At 44.2% G+C, this 24,234-nt stretch carries 18 protein-coding genes; 5 read left to right on the forward strand and 13 right to left on the reverse strand.

Going from position 1 to position 24,234, the window contains the following annotated elements:
* The first annotated feature begins 67 nt into the window (after positions 1-67).
* The gene (gene recD, locus JMY01_RS06030; protein WP_201574727.1) at positions 68-2,365 is read left to right on the forward strand and encodes an exodeoxyribonuclease V subunit alpha; all 2,298 of its coding nucleotides are present in this window, start codon (positions 68-70) and stop codon (positions 2,363-2,365) included.
* A gap of 74 nt (positions 2,366-2,439) precedes the next feature.
* Here the strand turns inward: recD and JMY01_RS06035 are convergent, their stop codons facing one another.
* Positions 2,440-3,003: a hypoxanthine-guanine phosphoribosyltransferase gene (locus JMY01_RS06035; RefSeq protein ID WP_201574728.1), complete on the reverse strand. Its 564-nt coding sequence runs from the start codon at positions 3,001-3,003 to the stop codon at positions 2,440-2,442.
* Between the two features lie 108 nt (positions 3,004-3,111).
* The gene (locus JMY01_RS06040; protein WP_201574729.1) at positions 3,112-3,792 is read right to left on the reverse strand and encodes a hypothetical protein; all 681 of its coding nucleotides are present in this window, start codon (positions 3,790-3,792) and stop codon (positions 3,112-3,114) included.
* A gap of 375 nt (positions 3,793-4,167) precedes the next feature.
* Here JMY01_RS06040 and JMY01_RS06045 point away from each other — a divergent pair, with 375 nt between their 5' ends.
* The 3 genes from JMY01_RS06045 to JMY01_RS06055 all read left to right on the forward strand — a co-directional run bounded on the left by JMY01_RS06045 (position 4,168) and on the right by JMY01_RS06055 (position 7,357).
* Positions 4,168-5,847: a carbon starvation protein A gene (locus JMY01_RS06045; protein WP_201574730.1), complete on the forward strand. Its 1,680-nt coding sequence runs from the start codon at positions 4,168-4,170 to the stop codon at positions 5,845-5,847.
* A gap of 177 nt (positions 5,848-6,024) precedes the next feature.
* On the forward strand, positions 6,025-6,303 hold the full coding sequence (locus JMY01_RS06050) for a cory-CC-star protein (protein ID WP_201574731.1): 279 nt from the start codon (positions 6,025-6,027) through the stop codon (positions 6,301-6,303).
* A 58-nt stretch (positions 6,304-6,361) separates the two neighbouring features.
* Entirely contained in the window at positions 6,362-7,357 is a 996-nt protein-coding gene (locus JMY01_RS06055; protein WP_201574732.1) for an ArsA family ATPase, read from the forward strand.
* Between the two features lie 82 nt (positions 7,358-7,439).
* Here JMY01_RS06055 and JMY01_RS06060 read toward each other — a convergent pair whose 3' ends face one another.
* The 3 genes from JMY01_RS06060 to JMY01_RS06070 all read right to left on the reverse strand — a co-directional run bounded on the left by JMY01_RS06060 (position 7,440) and on the right by JMY01_RS06070 (position 11,632).
* Positions 7,440-9,140 (reverse strand): DUF3482 domain-containing protein, encoded by a 1,701-nt coding sequence (locus JMY01_RS06060; protein WP_227677720.1) that lies wholly within the window; start codon positions 9,138-9,140, stop codon positions 7,440-7,442.
* A gap of 282 nt (positions 9,141-9,422) precedes the next feature.
* On the reverse strand, positions 9,423-10,817 hold the full coding sequence (locus JMY01_RS06065; protein ID WP_201574733.1) for a DUF2868 domain-containing protein: 1,395 nt from the start codon (positions 10,815-10,817) through the stop codon (positions 9,423-9,425).
* Positions 10,818-10,880: 63 nt separating this feature from the next.
* A protein-coding gene (locus JMY01_RS06070; protein ID WP_374220347.1) for an IS5 family transposase occupies positions 10,881-11,632 on the reverse strand; the annotation gives its coding sequence in 2 pieces (ribosomal slippage) (positions 10,881-11,404 and positions 11,404-11,632; 753 coding nt in all).
* 312 nt (positions 11,633-11,944) lie between these two features.
* Here JMY01_RS06070 and JMY01_RS06075 point away from each other — a divergent pair.
* Complete coding sequence (locus JMY01_RS06075; protein WP_201574735.1) at positions 11,945-12,709, forward strand: SDR family oxidoreductase; 765 nt, start codon at positions 11,945-11,947, stop codon at positions 12,707-12,709.
* A 103-nt stretch (positions 12,710-12,812) separates the two neighbouring features.
* Here JMY01_RS06075 and JMY01_RS06080 read toward each other — a convergent pair whose 3' ends face one another.
* The 8 genes from JMY01_RS06080 to acnD all read right to left on the reverse strand — a co-directional run bounded on the left by JMY01_RS06080 (position 12,813) and on the right by acnD (position 24,105).
* Positions 12,813-14,318 carry a bifunctional 2-methylcitrate dehydratase/aconitate hydratase gene (locus tag JMY01_RS06080; protein ID WP_307781396.1) on the reverse strand — a complete coding sequence of 502 codons (1,506 nt, stop codon included), beginning with the start codon at positions 14,316-14,318 and terminating at the stop codon, positions 12,813-12,815.
* Positions 14,319-14,523: 205 nt separating this feature from the next.
* Complete coding sequence (locus tag JMY01_RS06085) at positions 14,524-15,132, reverse strand: GNAT family N-acetyltransferase (RefSeq protein WP_201574736.1); 609 nt, start codon at positions 15,130-15,132, stop codon at positions 14,524-14,526.
* Positions 15,133-15,320: 188 nt separating this feature from the next.
* Positions 15,321-15,755, reverse strand: coding sequence for a hypothetical protein (locus tag JMY01_RS06090; protein WP_201574737.1), 435 nt, complete (start codon positions 15,753-15,755; stop codon positions 15,321-15,323).
* Positions 15,756-15,906: 151 nt separating this feature from the next.
* A complete protein-coding gene (locus JMY01_RS06095; protein WP_227677724.1) occupies positions 15,907-17,754 on the reverse strand; it encodes an ABC transporter ATP-binding protein in 1,848 nt (615 codons plus the stop codon).
* Positions 17,755-17,863: 109 nt separating this feature from the next.
* Positions 17,864-18,583 (reverse strand): dethiobiotin synthase, encoded by a 720-nt coding sequence (gene bioD, locus JMY01_RS06100; protein WP_201574738.1) that lies wholly within the window; start codon positions 18,581-18,583, stop codon positions 17,864-17,866.
* A complete protein-coding gene (bioA, locus tag JMY01_RS06105) occupies positions 18,580-19,881 on the reverse strand; it encodes an adenosylmethionine--8-amino-7-oxononanoate transaminase (RefSeq protein ID WP_201574739.1) in 1,302 nt (433 codons plus the stop codon). The genes bioD and bioA overlap by 4 nt, the downstream gene beginning before the upstream one ends.
* Before the next feature lie 196 nt (positions 19,882-20,077).
* The gene (gene prpF, locus JMY01_RS06110; protein WP_201574740.1) at positions 20,078-21,331 is read right to left on the reverse strand and encodes a 2-methylaconitate cis-trans isomerase PrpF; all 1,254 of its coding nucleotides are present in this window, start codon (positions 21,329-21,331) and stop codon (positions 20,078-20,080) included.
* 113 nt (positions 21,332-21,444) lie between these two features.
* Positions 21,445-24,105, reverse strand: a complete 2,661-nt coding sequence (acnD, locus tag JMY01_RS06115; protein ID WP_201577306.1) for a Fe/S-dependent 2-methylisocitrate dehydratase AcnD — start codon at positions 24,103-24,105, stop codon at positions 21,445-21,447.
* Positions 24,106-24,234: the final 129 nt, after the last annotated feature.

Below are 24,234 nucleotides of genomic sequence, written 5' to 3' on the forward strand. Positions count from 1 at the left end.
ATACAACAAATTACTATAGCGATTAATCATATAAATATAGAGAAAAACAGACCATGAGTAATAATCTATGAATAATAATAAGAGCAGCGCTGCTATTAGCTTACAAGAAAGCTGGGCCAGCAACATCAGTGATTATATTTTGCTGCGCCGTCAGCAAACGCATTTCGCGTATAGCGTGACCGATGCCAAGCCTAATACTGATACTGATACTGATACTGATACTGATACTGATACTGATACTGATACTGATACTGATACTGATACTGATACTGATACTGATACTGATACTGATAGCGCAAAAATAGATAAAACACCAGATAGTGGCTTATTTACGGCTTTATTCACTATGTTGGCGACGCATTTAGAAGAGGGGCATACTGTACTCACCATTCAGGAAACTGAGCATGAGGTGCCGCTGAGCGGTCAAATCAATGGCGAGCTGGTGACACTATATGCTTGGCAACAGCAGCTGTTAGAGACGCTAGCAATGCCGCTTATTGCCTTGATTGATACTCAAATAGAGGTTCAATCAGAGGTGGGTATTACGGCTGAGGCATCAATATTTTTATTGCTAGAGACTTTGTTTGCTAAGCAAGACCAGCTATGGGCGCAGCTGGCACTCAGTAATCATGAAAAAGAGATGTTGGTTAAAAGGTTTGATGCAGTAGCGGCACTCTACCAGTTATTGAAAAATAGCAACTTAACGTCTTTTTCTAAGTTAATCGATAAGCACAATTTGTTCGCTGACGTTAATGCTAACGCAAACAATAATGAAAATAAAAATAGCCTAAGCAAAAATAATCAGCCTATCGTTTATCAGCTCATCAATAACAAAGAGGCTGATAAACACAACGCAGCAATCACTTTTTGGTTACACAGAGCTTGGCAAGCAGAATTTAACTTAGCCGCGCGCATCAATACTATTTTAGACCAGCAGGTAACACCGCTAGAGATAGCAATATCCGAAAACCTTCATGAACATCAGATAAAGGCAATTAATGTCGCTAATAACAATGCCTTTAGCATTATTACTGGTGGGCCAGGGACGGGGAAGACCTACACCGTTGCTCAGCTAGTGATAGCACTGCAACAGGCAACAGAGAGTGGGGCAGATGCGTCTAAAAGCATTAGGTTCAGCACTGACAGTGCCAGCTTGGCATTAGCAGCACCAACTGGTAAAGCTGCACAGCGGATGCAAGAGTCTCTGCAGGCGGCGTTAGACGCAGCGGATGTTGAACTACAGTTGCAAGAGGCAAAAACCATTCATCGCTTATTAGGTATTGGTCGGACGGGCAGACCGCGTTACCATGCTAACAATCCACTTGGCGAAGATATTATCATCGTCGATGAGGCGTCGATGCTAGGGGTGGAGCTAGCGAACTATCTTGTGAGTGCGGTAAAGCCTGGCGCAAGGCTGATCTTATTAGGAGATGCGAACCAATTGGCAGCTGTAGATGCAGGGGCGGTACTGGCTGACTTGTGCCGTATTCCGCGGTTAGAGCCTATCCATGCAGAACTCACAGAGAGCCGCCGATTTACAGCAGACTCGGGTATTGGCAAGCTTGCTTATCAAATCAACAAGGCAGAGACAGATACTCAAGCTATTTGGCAGCTGTTAAAGCATGATAAGGCACTGAGTTTTCAGTATGTGAATAGCGTCAACGCCTTACAAGCAGAAGCCTCTCTAGATAATAAAATAAAAAATAGCCTAAGCAAAAATAAAAATATCTCAAACCTCACTTCAAATTACCATTCATATATAAAAGAAATTAAAAAATTACTAAAGAATCCGATCGAAAAATCCGTACCAGAATCAGTTAAAAATACCATTGCTTCATTAATGGAAACCTTTAATCAGTTCAGGATGTTAACTGCCAGCCACAATGGCGAGTGGGGCGACCATTATATTAATAATTACTTTACTCAATGGCATCTGACTAAGCTTAAGCTACCACTGGGTCAAAACACATGGTTTCATGGTCGTCCCGTTATGGTCCTTCAAAACAACTATGAGCTAGGATTATTTAATGGCGATATTGGTTTTTGTTTGCAAACTGGTGATGAGCGCAGTCGACTCGAAGTGTTTTTTGAAAATAAGAAGCAGGGGATAGCCGTCAATCTGCTTAATGAAGAGGTGATTGCCACCGCCTATGCGATGACCATTCACAAATCACAAGGTTCTGAGTTTGAGCATGTGGCCATTACTTTTGATAATAGTCATGCAAGGCTACTGAGCAAGGAACTCATTTATACCGCAGTGACACGCGCCAAAAAACAGGTAACCATATATAGTACAAAACATGCACTAGAGAAGGCCGTCCAAACACCTACTGAGCGCCATACAGGTTTGGCATTACAGTTTTAGTTGCTGCTCCCTCTATTTAGGCAATAAAAAAGCACCCAATTGGGTGCTTTTTTATTGCTCAAACTGAAGACTGACTAAATCTTGTCTTCCTTGATAGCGTAGATACCTGGCAAGTGACGCAAGTAACCATGGAAATCCATACCACAGCCATAAACATAACGATCATCAACATTGATACCCACAAAATCAACATCGAAGTCAGCTACTTTACGGTCGTGTTCTTTGTTGAGTAAGACGCAGCACTCGATAGACAAAGGTTTTTCTTTACCCAACTCTTCTACGATGGCTTTGAGAGTGATGCCTTCGTCAAAAATATCATCAATTAATAAGACGTGTTCGCCCTCGATACTAACATCTGGCTTAAACTTCCAATCAAGCTCGTTGGTGCCTTCGTTGTCACGATAGCGTGAGGCATGAATGTAATGCATACGATGATAGAAAGTCAGGTGAGTCAGTAATTGACCAGCTGGGATAAGGCCACCATTCATAACCACCATCACAATAGGATTGAGACCGGCATAATGAAGGTTTAGCTGCGCAGCAAGACGTTCATAAGCAGCGGCAACTTCAATGCTACTGATAAGACACTCTGAATTACGCAGGGTTTTTTCTATCTCTTGATTACTGATTTGAGTCATGAATTGCGCCTTCGGTGAAAACCGCTTATTTTAGCAAATTTTAGTGAATTTGCCCAATACCAACTGCTCTTTAAGCAAAGTAAATTACTACAGAGAGAGACTGGGTAATTAGTTGGTTGATTCGTCTGCTATCTCAACAAAAAATGGCTGATAAAAACGTGCCAAACGCTTGAGCCCAGCATCGGGTAGCTGCGGCAGTAGCTTGTTCAGCGCCATACTCAATCCTTTATCAATAGCGGCTTTTGCTACTGGAATCGATTTACGTTTGATCATACCCAGTTTTAGAGTTTCAGTGAATCGGGTAAGAAAGTGGGTAAGAGAGTCTTCGTTGATGGTTTCCAGTGCCTTTTCAAAAGCAGGCTTATCGACCACTTCAAGTTTGACAGCTTCAAAGCCTTTGATAATAGTCTGTGCTGACTCCTCAGACAACTCATAGCCTACGCGGCGTATGCCATCATTATCTATAAACATTGTCTGATCTTTCAAAAAATTAAAACTGGGTAGAATATCTTCGTTTTCGTCTTTACCAAGTAGTACATTTAACAGCGTTTCTGTAGTGCGCTCTATGGTACCGACAATTTTTTTCATAGCGGCTTGACGTTCAGAGTTTGGAATGACGTCAATCAGGCCGACAAGTAAATTATCAATCAGTTCGCGAGCAATTTGTTGGGTAAGCTCGTTACGATACGGATAATACTCCGTTTGTGCATTTGATGTGATGACATGCTCAGCTTCATCAATCATCTGGTTTAATTTGTCTGAGGGTATAAATCCAAAATAGTATGTCATGCCAGCCCTTTAATTCATTAAAATCTATTAACTGTGGTTTAGTATTCAAGTTACGAGCACGTGTTAATGGTGACGTGTTAGATGTGGCCTTATTATAACCAAATAGTCACCACAAAAAATGTTAAAACGTAGCCTTACTTAAGTGCTTAGGGGGTTGTGTTTTGTATCAAAAAGATATAAGCCCAATATTTGAATGTTCAGCAGATTCTAAGCTTGTATTTTTTATAGCGATGGCTTTGTTACAGCATTCATTCTTTATAGGTAATAAAGGTTACATATTATAAGAGATAAGCTACAATTGACTCGAGGTTAAAATTAACTAAAAGTATAAAATGAGATGGATTGTCCGTCGCCACTTGTCTAAGGAGAGATAAGATGAATAGTGCCATTGTATTATTACTTGGGATTGCCGCTATGCTCTGCGGCTACTTTTTTTACTCGAAGTTCATTGCGACTAAGATTTTGGCATTAGATAATAGTCGCCCCACACCAGCCCATACCATGAAAGACGGTGTGGACTATATACCCACCAATAAATATGTCCTCTGGGGGCATCACTTTACCTCTGTCGCTGGTGCGGCTCCCATTATCGGTCCAGCCATTGCTGTTATTTGGGGGTGGGTACCAGCGGTACTCTGGGTAGTCTTTGGTACGATATTCATGGCAGGGGTCCATGATATGTCAGCCATTTGGGCAAGTATGCGTAATCGTGGTCAATCCATTGGCTCTATTGCGGGCACAGTGATGGGTACCCGCGTCCGCAGCCTCATGATGGTGGTTATATTTTTATTATTACTCATGGTCAACGCTGTATTCGGTGTCGCCATCGCCAATATGCTGATTAAAACCCCATCAGCGGTACTGCCAGTATGGGGTGCGTTGATTGTTGCCTTTATCATTGGTCAATGTATTTATCGCTATAATATGAGCCTAGTATGGGTTTCTGTCATTGGGGTAACGGCATTATACGGATTGATTTATCTTGGGCCTATGTTCCCAGTCGTGTTACCTGAGACTCTTTTTGGTTTACCAGACAACGCTATTTGGATCATCATTCTATTCACCTATGCTGCAATTGCATCGCTACTACCAGTATGGATGCTATTGCAACCACGTGACTATATCAATGGACTGCAGTTATTCGTTGGTTTGATTCTACTGTATGCTGCCATCTTTATCTCTACGCCCGATATTGTCGCGCCAGCCATTAATACTGATTTGCCGATAGGTACACCATCAATCATGCCGCTGCTCTTTGTCACCATTGCTTGCGGGGCTATCTCAGGTTTCCACGGTCTGGTGGCAACGGGTACAACGTCCAAGCAAATTGACAAAGAAGAAGATGCGCGGTTTGTTGGATATTTCGGAGCGCTTGGTGAAGGGATGTTGGCGCTAGGGGCTATTTTGGCTGCCACTGCAGGATTTGCTACTCTTGGGGATTGGCAAGCAGTCTATCAAAAGTTTGGTGACGGCTCTATCGGTGCCTTTATTGATGGCGGTGCTGCTATCTTGAACGCAGGCATTGGTATAGAAATGGTATTATCCCAGACCATGCTCACCGTCATGGCGGCTTTGTTTGCTGGTACGACAATGGATACAGGCGTGCGTTTGCAACGTTATATTTTCCAAGAGTTTGGAGAGTTCTATAACTTGCCAATATTGACCAAAGGTGTGGTTGCCACTTTGTTAGCCGTGGGAACTTGTTTGCTATTAGCATTCGGTGCCGGCGGTATTGATGGCTCAGGCGGTATGATTATCTGGCCACTATTCGGTACGACCAACCAGCTAATGGCGGCGCTCACGCTGATGATCGTGACAGTTATCTTACTGCGTAACGGCAAGACGGTTTGGTATACCTTAGCGCCACTGTCGTTCTTATTAATGATGACCATCTTTGCCTTGCTGATTCAGTTAAAAACCTTCTACGTAGATGGTAACTGGTTGCTTATCATCATGGATCTCATCATCTTGATTGCCACAATCTTAGTGACTTTTGAGAGTTTCTCTGTCTTACGCCGTGAGTGGTCATCACATAAAGGCAAAGATAAAGCGTGATGTGTACGTATAGTTGTTCATGACGACAGTAGTCTTCAAAATAGTATTAGAGAAAAAAACGCTAGCAGCAATTGCTGGCGTTTTTATGTTTTGAGATCGTGTAGGGTGTGGTTAGCGCAGCGTAACCCGCCACTTAATGGTAATATCTAAATAAGTTCTTAAGATTAAGGCAGAACTATGGACGATATTAAAAAAAACGACCAGCCCTTATGGCAAAGGTTCCTTGCAGGGCTTAATGAGTTTTATCATGCCCCATATCGACAAACGATGGCGCGGGCAGCACGTGATGAAGAAGATCTCTTTATGCTCATGATGTTTGCAGAGAGCCTCGGCATTGATAATCCCGCCAGTTTTTATACCCTGGAGCTGCAACCGCTGTTTTTGGAAAACTTTCATGAATGGCATACACGTATGGGGATGGAGAAATGTCCCTTTGATCATATTGGCTGCTGCTAATTAGTGTAGGCTATTGGTTATATTAAGAATATATAAATCGAAAAAACGAGAAAACATCATGGCTTTACAACCTTTAAATGCATTGGTCACACAGTTGGCGACTCAACCGATTATATTTGTCGGTGGTAAGGGTGGCGTGGGCAAAACAACGACAGCGGCAGCACTTGCCAGCCGCTATGCCGCGCAGCAAAAAAAGACTCTGATTGTCTCAACTGATCCCGCGCATAGCTTAGGTGATGTACTTAATATGTCACTAAGTAATGAAAAAACGGCAATTACCCCTTACCTTGATGCGCTTGAGCTCAATCCTGATGTCATCGTTGACGCACATTTCAAGCAAGTTGAGCGTACCATCAAAGGCTACGCCAATCCTGATATGATGCCCAAGATTCGCGAACATTTGCGTCTATCAAAATCTGCACCAGGGGCACAAGAAGCCGCCATGCTCGAGTCCATGTGTCAGCACTTGGTAGCGGCAGCAGATGCCGGCTATGAGCACATTGTTTTTGATACGGCGCCGACTGGACATACCTTACGTTTATTGGTATTACCAGAGATGATGGGAGCGTGGACAGATGGGCTATTGGCACAACAAAGGCGGCAGGCTAAACTGCGCTCGGTAGCAAGCAGTCTAGATACTGAGAAAAAGGTTGATGTTAGTAATCCTTTCACCAAACACAAACCAGATCGCTGGGAACAGGCAGTATCGGTACTAGAGAAACGCAAGCAACTGTTTCGTCAGGCAGGAGCACTGCTACATGATCGTGAGAAAACAGCCATTGTATTGGTGATGACTGCCGATGTGTTGCCTTTGGCCGAAACCAAACGTGCCATACAGCAGTTAGAAGAGACCACGCTCACGCCAGCAGCAATTGTCGTCAATCAACTGATAACGCCTATGCAGACGGATGAGTTTTGGCGCAAACGTGCCGATAGGCAGCAGCAGCTCATGAATGAGATTGAAAGCAGCTTTGCAGATTATCCAGTATATCCAATCTATTTACAGCAGACAGACGTGCGCGGAACTGAAGCTTTGAGTACGTTATTAAGCTAAGTCTGACCGTAAGCCTAGTTCAACTTAATATAGACTTTCGTATAGACTATACCGAATACAATAAAAAATTAAGAAAAACCAATCATTCACGATCAAGATTATGCGACTGTAACTTAGCTGAAAGCGACCACGCAGCGTCAATTCGTAAACTTTCGGCTTGTTCTGACTTGCCACTACTGAGCGATGACCATTGCGGCTTGCCGCGAGCCTTTTTTAGCTCGCTTGGCAACTTATGTGTCGGCCAAGGGGTAATCGGGTTGCTCTCATCATCAACAAGCTCACTGTTATCCGTTGTTATTTTTTCTTTAGCATACTGCTCTTTGGCATATAGCAGCTGCGTGGCATCAGTGGCAGCATGACCACGATGGCGCAAGGCTACCAGTAAGTCCATAGCTCGGGTCGCAAGCAAGGTTAGGGTGGCGGGGTCGATATACAAACGCTTTACGCCAATTATCTTATCGGCAATACTACCAGTATTAGATAACAGTCCACCTGCGATACCGCCCAATGCTGCACCCAATCCTAATGTAGTACCTAATGCGGCCGCATCAATACCCAAACCTAGTAACGCGCCAGCTGCTGCACCTGAAGTGGTACGAATACCATAGCTTTTGAGCAATTCAGGATCAAAGGGGTCTTGTTGGTAAGCTTGCAACTCAAGCGGAGTCGCTGCTACCGCATTATCATAAAACTTATAAAGATTTAATAGCTTATGCTGCATGCTACGCTCGCTCTGGCGTACGGCTTCTTGCATTTGCTGCAACACTGGTAGTGGGTCATCGTCTTCGTTAATCTCATGCACAAAGGCTGCGACATTTAATAAAAAATCAGCGATGATGATATTTGCCTCTTCATAAAGACGTGCCCAATTCTCCGTACGGCGCTGCATCAATTGCTCAAGCATTTCCGCATGAGTCAGCATCGTAGCAAGATTTTGCCAAAGTTGCATTTCATCTGCAAACTCAAAAGCCACCGAGTCAAAACGGGTAGAAATATGCAAGTTTCGACGTGCCAGCATGGTTTGCCATTCGTCAATATTGGCGTCTTGGCTATCAGTGAAGTTAAACACTGGCATCACAGGAATCGCTGCCCACGATAAAATGCTTAACTCGTCTTTATACTTACCGAGTACAGGCTCACGCGCATCTACTACATAAATGGCCATATCACTTGCCAGCAGCTGACGAATAACCTTAGCTTCTTGACTATAGTCCTCGCTGCTATCTAAAGCATCACCTTGCGCAACATCTGCCGCCAAAAACTGCTGCAGACGCTCAATCCCATCGCGGCGACTGGCAGTATTGTCTTCTAACCAATCCATCAAGCCAGAGGCGTCTTCTAAACCAGGTGTATCGTATAGAGTCACCAACACTTCGCCTGTTTGGTTATCTGTCAGCTGTGCACTCTCTACATGGCGGGTCGTGGCAGCCTCGTCTTTGACTTCTCCAAAATAGACATCACGTAGTAGGGTACGCAATATCGATGTCTTACCCGTATTGGTATGACCAACGACGGCCAGTTTTAGCGGCTCATCACTGGCGATTGTGGTTTTGTTGGCTGTAGGGTGCTGAGATGATTCAGGCGCTATTGTTGACAGCGGCGTGTTACTAGCTGAAAGAGACTCATCCGCAGGATAGATAGAGTTATTGACCTTTTGCTCTTTATTAATATCAATAGGCTTATTAATGTCAGTAGGCTGTGATACATCAGGCTCTCGAGGATAAGCCTTGTCTGCAAAGAGGCCTTTGGGCTGAGTATTAGAATTATTATTGTCGTGGTTCATATTAGGATCTTATTTTTAATGTTAATAGCTGACTCTCAACTTAGTGTGAGTTATCGTAGGCTGTGGCTTTAGCCCAGCTTAAACCTTTGCGAAAGCAAAATGCTGGGCTAAAGCCACAGCCTACGTGAAGACAGTTAAGAAGATGATTTTAATAGCTATATTATTCAATTGTCCATCCAAGTCTACAACAAACACAGTTAAGGTGAATATAGCTATCAAGTAATAACTGGCTCAGTCAGTAGTCAACGGCTGCTTACTTAACTGAGCTGATGACTAACACTGCTAACTGTTAGCTATCAAGCCAATCTTTCGTGCGGCTAGTGCCGTTTGCCATTGTTGATAACGGACAGCTTGAGGGTTTTTTGGATCATTAGCGTTTGTCGTAGGTGTCGGGATGGTATCGGTATCAGTGCTTTCGTTATTTAACAATTGCACAATCAGGCCGTGTTTTGCGGCGTTGGCAATACGATCAAGCTTACGCAGCGTACCGCGACCCGGCAGTGCTTGGCTATGAATACCCAATAATACCTGTACTGGATGCTGCTCTAGATAAGTAGTCAGACGATCCATATCATCACGATCATCAACGATACCAAAGTTTTCAATGTCATCGATGTCATTATCAGGGGCGTCAAGTCCTACTTGCCACCAGTTATCCTGCTCTGAAGGATACTCAAGTAAAGCAACTAACTTCTTGCCCGCACGCACAGTCGCTTTTGGGGCGACCGGAGCGGGTGCTTCTTTAAAGTCATCAGCATCAACTACTTGCCGCTGCCAAAAGTTCAGAATCTTTTGGTAGTAGGGTAGTTTGATATCCAAACGCATTTTTTTGCGGCGAAACATCAGCGCGCAAAATGCCCACGCTATTGCACGGGGGACGATACCGTACATCAGTAAACTGCCGATTAACAAGCTTGCCCATTGCCGTGCCACAGATAATGGCATAGCCTCTGTGACCAGTCGGCTTTGCACGATGGCAGCACTGTCTGGCACATCAAAACCGACCATGCTTGGTAGCCAGCCAAGGACGTTGGTCAAGCCAATCAGCGCTTGATCAGAGAGCAGTGTTGACTCCCAGCTAAAACTATACTGACGCACAATCAGTAAAAAGATGATGGCAAACATCATTCCTGTCAAGGTAGCTAGCCATAGCTGATGACTAAAACGGCCGAGATACCAACGCATACCGCTGTGCTGCAGTTGACGCTCGTATAAGTCGACTGCCGCCTTGGTGACATCGTCCTTACCGCGTATCAAATAACTCGGGCTGACAAAATTTGCAAACCAGCTAGGCGACTGGCGACCTTGATTGATCAGGGTCATGACTAGCCAGCCGCCAAGCATAATGGTATGAAAGCCCAGCAAGCAGACCAGCACATAAAAGAAATTAACGACATTGGACTGCAATAAGGTAAATAGCCCTAAAAATCCTGACACGCACCACACGATACTCATGATGACCATGATGCCCTTGATACGGCCGTCGATTTTACCCAGTACCCGCGCCAGATTGCCATTACTGTCTATACGTGACGCCCGCCGATGTAGTTTTTGCAGGGGCTTACCCTCTTCTGCTTGCATCTTCTCCGTCACCAGCAATGGATCGGTCGTAAAGACATGCTGCTGGGTCTCAAGCGAACGTACCAGCTCGGTTAATTGGTCTTGTGGTGATAGCATGATGGGGTGATGTCCGTGTCAATAAAACAAGTATTAAGTCGTGCAAGTAGTTAGGGCGTGTCTTCAATTCATTTTACAATGAATGATAGTACACGCTAGATAGAGCATAGACTTGAAATTACGAGCTAACTTCTCATAGCGAGTAGCGATACTACGAAAATGCTTAAGCCTTGCAAACATATTTTCAACAAGATGACGCAATTTGTACAAATAGCTATCAAACTCTGGATTAGGCTGTTTGGCATTTTTCCTTTTAGGCACGACGGGTATCATATTGTGGCTTCGAGCTTTGTCTCTGATAGACTCTGAGTCATAGCCTTTATCAGCGATAAAGTAATCAGCTTGTCCAATCATTTCAATCAATTCACCTGCAACTTGACTGTCGTGGACTTCACCCCCAGTGATTTTAAAATTGAGCGGATATCCATCGGCATCACAGGATAGGTGTATCTTTGTAGTTGCGCCGCCACGGCTTCGTCCAATTGCTCGCTCTTCACCAAGCCGAGCTCCACTTGCATGCTGATGACAGCGAACATAGCTTCCGTCTGTGAATACCCATTCCGTATCAATTTCTTTTCGTAAGCTAAAAAAAAATCCGCCCATAAGCCAGTTTTCGACCAGCGGTTGAAACGACTATAGGCTGTTTTCCACGAGCATAATTCTTCAGGTATGTCACGCCAAGGAGCGCCTGTGCGTAGCTTCCATAGTATGGCTTCCATGATCTCTCGGCTGTTTTGAGTTTGATAGCAGCCGTACTTTATCATCGTCGATTGCAATTGATCCCAAAGCGTATCTGTTAATGCTTTTCTTGCCATAACTTGTATTTCTCGCATCGACTCAATAGATGCGGTATTGTAACTATTATTTAGGGCTTATCCAATTGAAGACATGCCCTAGTCATTCAGATGTATTGTAGCGCATTTGGCATTGGTATTATTTAGGATTGTTCATACTTAATCTATGCGTATTTTTCACAAAAACAAACAATAGTTATACCTTGGCAACTTCTCAGCTAGTAATAAATTGTCTCTAATTATCTGCCATACAGTATGCTATGTTAAAGCTAACAATAGCGTTTATATTAAAATGATACATAAAAGGAATAAAACTGAAAAGGAAGGTGCCATATGGACAATAAAACCTATCTCATCATCGGCGGTACGGGCGGTATTGGTCAGGCTATGGTTCAGCAGCTGGTAACAGCGACGGCTAATGAGCAAGATGACAACAATCGCATTCAAGTATTTGCCACTTACCATAGAAGCGTGCCTGATTTTGAGGCGGATAATCTGTATTGGCTGCAAATGGATGTCAGCGATGAGAGCAGCATCAAGCAAGCTGCCGACGATATTAAGCAGCAAAGTACCCATCTTGACTGGGTCATTAACTGCGTTGGGCTACTGCATACTGAATCTGCCCAGCCAGAGAAGGCACTTCGGCAGGTGGAAACGGGTTTCTTTTTACAAAACATGCAAATCAATGCATTAACAGGGTTGCTTATAGCCAAGCACATCAGACCACTGCTCGCAAAAGCAGAGCGCAGTGCTGACAAACCTGCGATTTTTGCGACCATATCAGCTCGTGTGGGCAGTATCAGTGACAATCAATTGGGCGGCTGGTATAGCTATCGAATGAGTAAGGCGGCGCTGAATATGGGTATGAAAAACCTCAGTATAGAATGGGCGCGCTCACTCAAAGACGTGTGCATAGTGGTAATGCAACCAGGTACGGTCAATACGCAGCTGTCGGCACCGTTTCAAGGTAATGTCGCGGATGGGCAGTTGTTCTCGCCAGCCTACAGCGCAGAATGCCTACTGGAAGTACTATCAGGTATGAGTGCTGATGAGTCAGGCAGTTTTGTCGATTGGGCAGGGGAGTCAATCCCGTGGTAAATTAGAGCTTGGAAAAATCAAAAAGGGTGTGTTGTAGATTAAATCCATAACACACCCTTTTAATTTATAGACATTTAATGCATAAAACCCAGTTATTCACCGGCTAATTAATAACAAACAAGTCCATAAACTCATGCACTGGCGTCTGTTCCAGTCGGGCTTGATCAGCGCACAGCTCAACGATCTCGTCACAACGACTCTCGACAAAGCGGGTGGCAAGGCTAGCCATAAACTTTGCTTCTAAGATAGGAATGCCTGCTTCGCGGCGGCGTTTGTGGCCAAGGGGGTATTCAACGGCGACTTTGTCAGTGCTGCTGCCATCTTTAAAGAAGATTTGGATGGCGTTGGCGATAGAGCGTTTGCTTGGATCATGATAGTCTTTTGAGTAATCTTCGTCCTCTACTACGACCATTTTGCGTCGCAGCACATCGATACGTGGATGCTGTTCATGATAGTCATCTTCGTAGTGCTCTGCCATTAGATCCCCAGTCAACAGTGGTACAGCAACCATATATTGCAGGCAGTGATCACGGTCAGCAGGATTATTAAGCGCTCCTTCTTTGGAGATGATACGAATCGCTGATTCATGGGTGGTCAGGACGATTTTTTCGATATCATCGATTCTATCTTCGATACGTGGATGCAATATCACCGCCGCTTCACAGGCAGTTTGGGCGTGAAACTCAGCGGGGAAGCTAATCTTAAACAAGATGTTTTCCATTACATAACTGCCAAAGTCACGCTGGAAAGTAAAGCGGCGCTCGCTTTCAGGTTTGAGTGCCAGATCTTTATTGGTATGACTAAACAAGACATCATAAAACCCCCACTGCGGGGCGGTTAATGCACCAGGCACTCCCATCTCACCGCGACGGGTAATATCGACCAAACGTACAGCACGGCTGGTTGCGTCACCTGCCGCCCATGATTTACGGCTACCAGCATTGGGCGCATGACGATAGGTGCGTAACGCTTGACCATCGACAAAGGCTTGTGAGATAGCCGCCATGATGCGCTCGCGTGGTAATTCATATAGCTTTGCGACGACAGCGGTTGAGGCCAGCTTAACTAACAGCACGTGGTCTAGCCCAACGCGGTTGAATGAGTTCTCAAGTGCCATCACACCTTGAATCTCATGCGCCATGATCATGGCCTCAAGCACGTCTCTCATAGTGAGCGCTGCACGACCTTGGCTGACGTTTTTCTGACTGATATAATCCGCCACTGCCAAAATACCGCCCAAGTTGTCTGAGGGGTGTCCCCATTCGGCAGCAAGCCACGTATCGTTATAGTCAAGCCAGCGCACCATACAACCAATATCAAAAGCGGCTTTGATAGGGTCTAGCCTATGGGAAGTACCAGGAACGCGTGCGCCATTAGGCGTTATCTGATCAGCGCAATCAGGCCCTAGATGCTTGGTGCATTCAGGGAAGCGCAGGGCAAGTAAACCGCAGCCCAATGTATCCATTAAGCAGTAGCGCGCGGTGTTCCAGGCATCAGCGCTATTTGGAGAGTCGTTATCAATGGAGTAATTGAGCACGTAATCGGCGATTTTTTGAATCTCATCGTCATATTCTGGACGGACATTGCTTTCTACATTGGACATAGTCATTACCTCTTCCTTGAGTTCGCTACTTTTTTGACAATTATTGATCGTCATGATTCAAAAGTAACATACTCAATATGGAACAACAGTGACTTAGTGTAAGAAGACTTGGTACTTTATGTGATGATAAATACGTTTTTTTAAAGGAGTGTTTTTTGAGTGCTTGATTTTAGGGACTGATTTAAGTACTCAGTAAACTCTAAGCAGTTGCTTAAGTCATTAAATAAACCAAACCTGCGATAAACATAAGCCCTAGTACCAACAACAAAAAGCTCAACAGCTTAGTCACAAATCCTGACCCTTCTGCGCTGACGGCTCTTGGCTTCTTTACTTTGACTTTTTTAAGTATTGGTAACACCATGACGACATGTTCGATGTTGTCTTCAAGATAATAATCCCCTTCAAGGATAAACCCCAGTGATTGATAGAAACTAAGCAAGTAGGTCTGTGCTGAGATAATGATGGGTTTTTTGCCGTATTTTTTGCGGCAGTGTTTGATAGCGTGCGTCATTAGCTGTCGCGCCAAGCCATGACCTCGATAATCACTTAACACCAACACTCTACCAATGGCAGGCATTGAGTATGATGGATGCTCTAAAGATTTCTTAGGATTGAATTCAGGTCCGATGATGCGGCAATAGCCAACCAGTGCTTGATTTTGATGAGCGATTAGGTGCAAACAATCAAAATCCACCTCATCCATGTCTTGATAAGCACAGTTCTGCTCCACAACGAATACTTGCGAGCGGGCTTTGAGAATATGGTAGAGGTCAACTGAGGTTAGCTCATCAAAGGTTTTTATTGAAAATTCACAATTCATAGTGAGGGTTTCTTTATGCCTTAAACGGGTTTAATATGAGTTTCTGTCATTATAACAGTTGTCTACTTATTAAAGAAAAAAGGATATTAAAGAAAAAAGGGATTAAGAAAGCTGTCTTTCTTAATCCCTTGATACTGATACCACTACCATTTGATGGTAATAAAATGGCAGGTGTGATTAAAATGGTGTTAATTGACCAAACGCATTTTATTGGCTTCTACCGTTTTGGCATAAGGGCTAATGCCTTTGTCCATAATCTTGGTGGCCTCTACATCAATGTGCACGCCATAGTCATTAAAGGCGTTGTAATTACCTAATATAAGACGCTGCCAATCACTCATCCATTGTTTGCCCAAGGCAATTTGCGACGCTATGATTTGCGAGTTGATATCGCCTATAGACTCAATAAATGCTTTTTCTTTCTCAGCTACCATGGTGTATATCTCTTCTTGCTGCGCACTAGAATCCATAGGCGTGGTAGCAATCTTCCAGATACGAGTGGCCATTACTTGTGGAATAGCCAAGTACATTTCTAGAGCTTTTTTTTGAAGTCTCAAGGCAGGTGCTGAAAGTGTGGGTATTGTAGTCGGTAATGAAAAGCCAACTGCTGAAAAATCAATCATTTGTGTCTCGTTGTTAGTATGAATAATGGGCATTCTACTCCGATGATGACAATTAGCAACCACTAATCATAGTTATTTATTTTATAAATCATGAGTTTATGAGGAGGGCGTGTCCTCATGAGAAGCGCTTTATAATGCTAAGACTCTTAGATCAACCATTGATAGTCTGGCTGATTTTATCCAAGTTCAAACTATCAGACATAGCATTAAATATCTCATAGTACTTACCATGATTGGCATACAGCTCTTCATGTGTTCCTGTCTCCATAACCTGTCCATCTTCAATAACTATCAAGTCGTCGGCATCGATAATTTGTGAGATATTGTGTGAGACGATAATTACGGTACGGTCTTTTTTTATTAAATCTAAGCTCTGCTTAATCTGCTGCGTAGCAATGGCATCAAGGCTGGCCGTTGGCTCATCCAAAAACACAATCGGTGGATCTTTTAAGAACATACGTGCCAGCGCAATACGCTGCTGCTGACCGCCAGAGAGTAGTTTGGCTTCACTTTCGTAGCCTTCAGGCATGCCTATTATTTGCTCGTGAATAGAGGCTTGTTTCGCCGCGTCAACAATCTCCTCATCAGTGGCATCCATGGCACCATAACGAATATTGTCAGCGATAGTACCCGAAAAAATATGGTTTTTTTGTAGTACCAAGCCGATTTGCTCACGTAAGCTCTGGGTACTGTACTCTTCTAAATCACGACCATCTAAGCAAATAGTGCCGCTGCTTGGATCATAAAACTTCACCAATAGATTGATAATAGTGCTCTTACCTGCACCACTTAATCCAACCAAAGCCGTAATGCGATTGGGATAAATATTAAAACTCACATCCTTGAGCGCCTGCTTACCGTTAGGATAGGAGAAATTAACATCTTTTAGCTCAATGTGACCCTTTAAGTCGGTGCATTCAACTTTACCTTCGCTCTCAATCGCCTGATCATCATCCAAGATATCAAAGAAGCCTTCGGCATAGGTCAGGGCATTATTGATTTGGTCATAGATACGGTGCAATTCACGAATAGGGGCGGCGACGTTTTGAAACAGTAAGATATGAAACATAATCGCACCAATGGTCATCTGCCCATTAAGCACGAAATAAGCGGTTAGAATAATAATTACCACGACGCCGATTTGCTCAATAAAGCTCTTACCAGCATTATACATAAAGGCGATACTGCGAATACGCAGCTGATTGGCCGTCATGTCCTTCTGAATTTCCCAGTGCTTATCAGACTCAATCGGCTCACGCACAAAGGATTTAATGACAGTAATAGAGTCGATAATTGAAATGACCAATCCGCTTTTGGTCTCACGGTATTGGCGCATTTGTTTGCGAAACCCTTGTAAACGATTCGCCTGTTTTTGACTAACAAAGAAATAAATCGGTACGATGATTAGCCCGACCATACCGACCCAAAAGTTGGCATTAAACATAATGATTAATGACACGATGGCACTGGCAAACAGCGGCAGCATGTCAATAAAGAAATTTTGCACCAGTTGCGTCAGACTGCTAACACCCAAATCAATACGGGTTTGTAGCTTACCACTGGCGTTTTCATCACTGGTATAAAACGCCATCTTGTAAGACAAAATGCGATCGACTACTTTTTGTGAGAGATCACGCGACAAGTTAATACGGATACGCTCACCAAAATAGCGCTGACCAAAGGTGATGAAGACATTTAGCACCTCTTTTACCAATAAAACCGTACTAATGAGTATCAGTAAATTTAAACCTTCTTCCCACGGATCAGGCAAGTCAACAAGGTTGGTTAAGGTATCAATGGTATATTGCAGTACAAAGGCGTTAACCTGAGCGGTAAACGACCCAAGAACCGTCAGTATAAGGGTTAATATAAATAGTCCGCGATAGGGTCTGGCAAACTCTCCAAGTCTTTTTAAAATAGACCACAACAAAGCCCCCCGTTCTGTTTTCTTAGTGGGAGGCTTATTATCTAAAGGGACACGTTTTGGAGATGAGGCCATAATAGTATACTTATCGTTGATAAATTCTCAAAAACACTATTTTAACCACGTTAGAGCGTACTCAACAGAGCAAGTATGTATAAAGCTTGTCGTTAATCACTGCTAATTTTTAGATTGCTTTAAAGTTGGGTAGATCGAGCCATTTTGCTTTTGGATAATGATTGGCTATGTGCTGTTGTAAGAACAATCGAGTGTCATTGGCAATTTGATTATCTACTGACGCTTGATTACCATCCGTCTGATTGTCACACAAAGGATGGTCATTTTCTGTATCAGAATCAGATCCTTGCCAGTGATTGTAAACCAAAGTGTGTAGCGGGATATTACGCTGTTTCAAGGCATCCAAGCTAAGCAACGTGTGATTGATACTTCCCAGTCTGCCCGAGGTGACCAATATAACGGGATAGCTCTGCGCGGCAATGTAGTCAATAATGAGTAAGTTTTCGGTAATAGGCACCATCAAACCGCCGGCACCCTCTAGCAGTACGGTGTCATAGGTTTGAAGCAGTGTTTGCGTCGATTTGGTGATTATATCAATATCAATCACACGGTTTTCAAGCCGTGAGGCCAAATGCGGTGATGCAGGGACATCAAATACAAATGGGCAAGTTATCTGGTTGCTATCAACATCCTGTAGCGGCAACCCCATCATCTCTCGATGCGTTAATAAATCTTCTGCAATTCCTGTGCATCCTGTTTGTATCAGTTTTTGGGTGATGACAGCATTGGGATTATCAGGTGCATTTTTTAACAGCATCTGGGCCAAATAGCCAGTTGCATAGGTTTTACCAATATCGGTGTCAATGCCGGTGACGAACAGCACACTCATAACAAGGCCTCCAAATATTCAGTCAGAACAGCACTTAAACGCTCACACAGCAACGTTACCTCCTCGTCGGTCATGATGATTGGTGGCATGATGTAGACCAGCCTTCCAAAAGGTCTGACCCAAACCTTATGTTTAATCAGCAACTGTTGAAAACGAGGCATATCTAAACTGTCAAATAGTTCAATGACCCCAATCGCTCCTAAGCAGCGTACTTCTTTGACAGCCGTTTGAGTGTTTAATGCAAATAACTGCTTTTCTAATAGCACCTGAATGTGATGTGCACGTTCAGGGTAGTCACCCTCAATCATTAACTGTAATGATGTGTTTGCTACAGCACAAGCAAGCGGATTACCCATGAATGTGGGCCCATGCATAAGCGCAGGATTGTCACTACTGGCAATCGTATCTGCGACATGGCGTGTACACAAAGTAGCGGCAAATGTCATATAACCACCGGTCAATGCCTTACCCATTGTCATAATATCTGGGACGATATTTGCATGCTCACAGGCGAACATAGCACCCGTACGCCCAAAGCCTGTGGCAATCTCATCTGCAATGAGCAGTACCTGATACTCATCACACAGCTTACGAAGCAGTTGCAAATACTCTGGATTATAAAAGCGCATACCACCAGCGCCCTGCACAATAGGTTCGATGATAAACGCAGCCATTTTAGTATGGTTTGCTGCAAAAAACGCCTCCAGCTCTTGTCGGCTACTGGCTGACATTGGCTTATCGAATCCATCGGTGGGAGCATCAACAAATAACTGAATAGGCAACTGCTTGCCATAGATGGAGTGCATACCTGCTTCAGGATCGCATATGCTCATGGCATGCCAAGTATCACCATAATAGCCTGAACGCGTGGTGGCTATTTGCTTACGATTTTTATGATGACAGCCCAACTGATACTGTAATGCCATTTTTAAGGCAACTTCGACCGCGATACTGCCGCTATCAGCATAAAAAATAGCATCTAGACCTTTAGGAACGATAGACAACAAGGTTTTTCCTAGCTCAATAGCGGGCTTATGCGTTAGACCGCCAAACATAACATGTGCCATATTATCGAGCTGATTTTTCACCGCATCATTTAATGCAGAGTGGTTATAACCATGAACTGCTGCCCACCAAGATGACATGCCATCTATCAGTGTTTCGCCTGATTGGGTGTGCAAGTACACGCCCTCTGCACGTTCAATGATTAAGTTTGGATACGTTGGCGGTAAGCTGGTGTAAGGGTGCCAAAGATGCTGCTCATCAAAGGCGCTATCAGATAAAGAGGTGTCAAACATTGTTATTATTTCTCTATTTTTAAATTTTAAAGTAGATTAGATGAAGCTATGTTATTGAATTTAAGATGCATTATAAAAGCCTTGGGTTTTCAGCATTCATTTTGAGCGATTTTATAAAGCTAATACTATAAAAAAGCACTTATCTCATAAGAATAAGTGCTTTGTATCTTTCATCGTATAGGAATATATTAAAAGATTAGAAACTATCATTTGGTACAAAAACTTCACCAACCATAATACGACGCGCTGAGCGGCTCATGGAAACTTTTTTGGCTTGCCAGCGTCCATCGACTTGTTCGGTCTTACCACCGACGAGCAACGTACCTGATGGATGACCGAATCGCACTTCACCTAACTGTTTTTCAGATTGGCCAGCGCTCGCTGCTTGGTTAACGAGCGTTCCTTGAGTAGTCGCTGCAGCGGCAATAGCAACTGCTGCTGTACCCATCATCGCATGATGCAGTTGTCCCATACTCATAGCGCGTACGACTAAATCAATGTCTGCTGAATTAACTTCTTTACCGCTAGAAGCGCTATAACTTTGTGCAGCGCCGACCCAAGCGATTTTGGGTATATGCTGACTTGCCTGCGCCTCAGAAACATCTTTGAATAAGCCCATTGCAACGCCTCCACGGGCGCGAATTTTTTCAAGCTTGTCTAAGGTTTCGCTATCACTGTTAATATCGCCTTGCAACTCAGTGCCTGTAAACCCTAAGTCTTCTGCCTTCATAAAAATAGTTGGGATACCTGCGCTGATAAAGGTCGCATTAACGCTATCGGTATTTAAACCACAACCAGAGACATCAAAATCATCGACTAGATTGTTGGTCGGGAACATATCACTAGAGGAATCAACCGGATCGATAAACTCGATTTTCACTTCAGCAGCAGGGAAGGTGACACCATCTAACTCAAAGTCACCCGTTTCTTGGACTTGTACCTTGCCATTCGCATCTAAGTGAACAGGCACATGGGCGATAATGGTTTTGCTGATATTCTCTTGCCAAATACGCACTTCGCAAATACCGCTTTCCGCGTCTTTATCAATGCTACTAGCAATTTTATCCGCGTCAACTAAGCCCATATTAATCGCACAAGCGCCTACCGCAGCAGTTAAATTACCACAATTACCTGCCCAATCGATCATGGGTTTTGCAATATTGACCTGTCCAAACAGATAGTTTACATCATGGTCTGGTTGTTTCGCTCCAGACAAAATCACTGTCTTTGAGGTGCTAGAGCTACCGTTGCCTAAGCCATCGATTTGCTTGCCATAAGGATCTGGGCTGCCGATGACACGTAATAAGAAATTATCACGCGCATCCCCTGGTACTTGGCAACGCTCTGGTAGGTCAGATAACTTAAAGAAGGTGCCTTTTGACGTGCCGCCGCGCATATAGGTGGCGGATACGGAGATTTGTGGGGCGAATTTTGGCTTTGATTGGGTCATTATGTAGAGTCCTTTATATAAATTATATGCTTAATAAATGCTAATAAAAAAACCGATGCCATATAGACAATCTATACAACATCGGTTCTTTAATTACTTAAAAATCATGACGCTTACGCAATATCTAGTGTGCCATCGATAAACTCTTTAGCAAAACGCTGGAGCATACCGCCAGAGTTGTACATCTTCACCTCATCAGCAGTGTCTAAGCGGCAGATAACGGGCGCTCTATCGATGCTGCCATCTTTACGATGAATGACCAGTGTCATATCACCGCCAGCAGAGACCTCGCCTTCGATATCGAACACTTCGCTGCCATCGATGTTTAACGTATTACGGTTGACGCCTTCTTTGAACTGAACGGGGAGTGCGCCCATACCGACTAAGTTTTGACGGTGAATACGCTCAAAATCTTCAGCCACGACGACTTCCACACCAGCCAAACGGACACCTTTGGCAGCCCAGTCACGGCTAGAGCCTTGACCATAACCGTCACCAGCGATAATGATCAGCGGCTGTTCACGATTCATGTAAGTTTCAATTGCTTCCCACATACGCATGACTTCACCTTGCGGCTCCACACGAGCGAGTGACCCTTGGATGACGTTACCTTCTTCATCACGTACCATCTCGTTTAGTAGTTTTGGATTGGCAAAGGTCGCACGTTGTGCGGTTAAATGATCGCCGCGGTGAGTCGCATAGGAGTTGTAGTCTTCCTCAGGCAAGCCCATCGTATCAAGATATTCGCCAGCCGCGCTATCACCCATAATGGCATTAGACGGTGACATGTGATCGGTGGTGATGTTGTCACCCAATACTGCTAACGGACGCATGCCTTTTAGTTTGTTCATCGCTGCCATTTTGCCTTCCCAATAAGGAGGGCGACGGATATAGGTACTCATCTCACGCCAGTCATACTGCGGGTCAATGACAGAGGCTTCATTGCGACCAGCATCTGATTTGGCTTCATCAAACATTGGGATATATACTTGGTTAAACTGTTCAGGTTTAACCGCTGACTTAACAATGGCATCAACTTCAGCATCATCAAACCAGATGTCTTTTAGATACACATCGTTGCCGTCTTTATCTTTGCCAAGTGAGTCTTTTTCGATATCGAAGCGGATATTACCAGCGATAGCGTAAGCCACAACCAAAGGCGGTGAGGCGAGGAACGCTTGCTTGGCATACGGATGGATACGACCATCAAAGTTACGGTTACCAGATAGGACAGCCGTACTAAATAGATCACGGTCTATGATTTCTTGCTGGATCTCTGGATCTAATGCGCCGCTCATACCGTTACAAGTGGTACAAGCAAACGCAACCACGTCAAAGCCTAATTTTTGTAGCTCTGGTAATAACTCTGCTTCTTCTAAATACAGCTTAACAGTCTTAGAGCCAGGGGCTAGTGATGATTTTACCCAAGGCTTACGCACGAGACCTTTTTCGACAGCGTTACGAGCGACAATACCAGCAGCAACCATGTTGCGTGGGTTTGAGGTATTGGTACAGCTGGTAATGGCGGCAATAATCACTGCACCATCTGGCATCAAACCATCTTTTGGCTCAGGCTGTTTTTGATCAGCGCCATGAGCAATACCTTCTTTAACCAAATCAGTCGTCGAGACGCGAGCATGAGGACGTGAAGGGCCGGCGATATTACGCACCACTTTTGATAAATCAAAGCGTAATACACGGTCGTATTCAGCACCTTCCATGCCATCAGCCCACAGGCCAGCTTGCTTAGCATAAGCTTCAACGGTTTTGATTTGCTGCTCAGTACGACCCGTTAGACGTAAATAATCAATGGTTTGCTCATCGATAGAGAACATCGCAGCGGTTGCGCCATATTCTGGGGTCATATTGGAGATAGAAGCGCGGTCGCCAACCGTTAGATTGCGTGCACCTTCGCCATAGAATTCTAAATAAGACGACACAACGCCTTCATCACGTAAGAACTCCGTCATTGCTAGTACTAAATCCGTACCAGTAATGCCTTCTTGTAATTTACCCGTCAGCTCGACACCGATGATGTCTGGTAGGCGCATGTATGATGGATTGCCAAGCATCACGCTTTCAGCTTCTAGGCCACCAACACCGATTGAGATAACACCCAATGCATCAACCATAGGCGTATGACTATCGGTACCGACTAATGTATCAGGAAAGGCAATCGCATCACCATTTTGATCAGCCACTACTTGCACGACTGGTGACATTTTTTCTAGGTTAATTTGGTGCATGATGCCGTTACCAGGCGGTACGACGTTGACGTTATCAAAAGCGTACTGACACCAGTTGATAAAGTGGAAACGGTCTTCATTACGGCGCTCTTCGATAGCACGGTTCTTTTCAAACGCGTCTTCTTCAAAACCTGCATGCTCTACTGCTAGCGAGTGGTCAACGATAAGCTGTGTTGGCACGATGGGGTTGACTTTGGAGGGGTCACCGCCTTCAGCAGCGATAGCATCACGCAAGCCTGCCAAATCGACAAAAGCGGTCTGACCTAAAATATCGTGACAAACGACACGGGCAGGGTACCAAGGGAAGTCGATATCTTGCTTACGGTAGATATGCTGTGACAAGGCCTCCGTTAAATCCTCTGGAGGACAGCGGCGTAGTAAGTTTTCACACAATACTTTTGAGCTAAACGGCAGCTTGGCATAAGCACCAGGCTCAATCTCATTGACCGCTTGCTCGACATCAAAGTAATGCAAATCGGTACTGCTATTATCAAGAGCTGGCAGTGGTTTTTTGTACTTTTCATTCATGGTCTGCGGATTAACTTGCGTTAAAGGCTGCTTGTTGTCGCTCATGGCGTGCTTTCCTTTATTGTGAGATGAAAGAGAGGAGAAGATTTGTTTAGCAAAATTTATGATTAATGATAGATTTTGCTAAAC

It is taken from the genome of Psychrobacter sp. H8-1 (genome assembly GCF_904846575.1).
GTDB lineage: Bacteria > Pseudomonadota > Gammaproteobacteria > Pseudomonadales > Moraxellaceae > Psychrobacter > Psychrobacter fulvigenes.

Excerpts from the sequence above, each read along its gene's own strand:
- JMY01_RS06040 (WP_201574729.1), bottom strand. The coding sequence starts at position 3,792 with ATGACATACTATTTTGGATTTATACCCTCAGACAAATTAAACCAGATG.
- bioD (WP_201574738.1), bottom strand. The coding sequence starts at position 18,583 with ATGAGTGTGCTGTTCGTCACCGGCATTGACACCGATATTGGTAAAACC.
- JMY01_RS06050 (WP_201574731.1), top strand. The coding sequence starts at position 6,025 with ATGGACGATATTAAAAAAAACGACCAGCCCTTATGGCAAAGGTTCCTT.
- JMY01_RS06065 (WP_201574733.1), bottom strand. The coding sequence starts at position 10,817 with ATGCTATCACCACAAGACCAATTAACCGAGCTGGTACGTTCGCTTGAG.
- JMY01_RS06060 (WP_227677720.1), bottom strand. The coding sequence starts at position 9,140 with ATGAACCACGACAATAATAATTCTAATACTCAGCCCAAAGGCCTCTTT.
- JMY01_RS06055 (WP_201574732.1), top strand. The coding sequence starts at position 6,362 with ATGGCTTTACAACCTTTAAATGCATTGGTCACACAGTTGGCGACTCAA.
- prpF (WP_201574740.1), bottom strand. The coding sequence starts at position 21,331 with ATGACCCAATCAAAGCCAAAATTCGCCCCACAAATCTCCGTATCCGCC.
- JMY01_RS06085 (WP_201574736.1), bottom strand. The coding sequence starts at position 15,132 with ATGAATTGTGAATTTTCAATAAAAACCTTTGATGAGCTAACCTCAGTT.
- JMY01_RS06035 (WP_201574728.1), bottom strand. The coding sequence starts at position 3,003 with ATGACTCAAATCAGTAATCAAGAGATAGAAAAAACCCTGCGTAATTCA.
- JMY01_RS06080 (WP_307781396.1), bottom strand. The coding sequence starts at position 14,318 with ATGACTATGTCCAATGTAGAAAGCAATGTCCGTCCAGAATATGACGAT.
- recD (WP_201574727.1), top strand. The coding sequence starts at position 68 with ATGAATAATAATAAGAGCAGCGCTGCTATTAGCTTACAAGAAAGCTGG.
- JMY01_RS06045 (WP_201574730.1), top strand. The coding sequence starts at position 4,168 with ATGAATAGTGCCATTGTATTATTACTTGGGATTGCCGCTATGCTCTGC.
- JMY01_RS06095 (WP_227677724.1), bottom strand. The coding sequence starts at position 17,754 with ATGGCCTCATCTCCAAAACGTGTCCCTTTAGATAATAAGCCTCCCACT.
- JMY01_RS06090 (WP_201574737.1), bottom strand. The coding sequence starts at position 15,755 with ATGATTGATTTTTCAGCAGTTGGCTTTTCATTACCGACTACAATACCC.
- JMY01_RS06075 (WP_201574735.1), top strand. The coding sequence starts at position 11,945 with ATGGACAATAAAACCTATCTCATCATCGGCGGTACGGGCGGTATTGGT.
- bioA (WP_201574739.1), bottom strand. The coding sequence starts at position 19,881 with ATGTTTGACACCTCTTTATCTGATAGCGCCTTTGATGAGCAGCATCTT.
- acnD (WP_201577306.1), bottom strand. The coding sequence starts at position 24,105 with ATGAATGAAAAGTACAAAAAACCACTGCCAGCTCTTGATAATAGCAGT.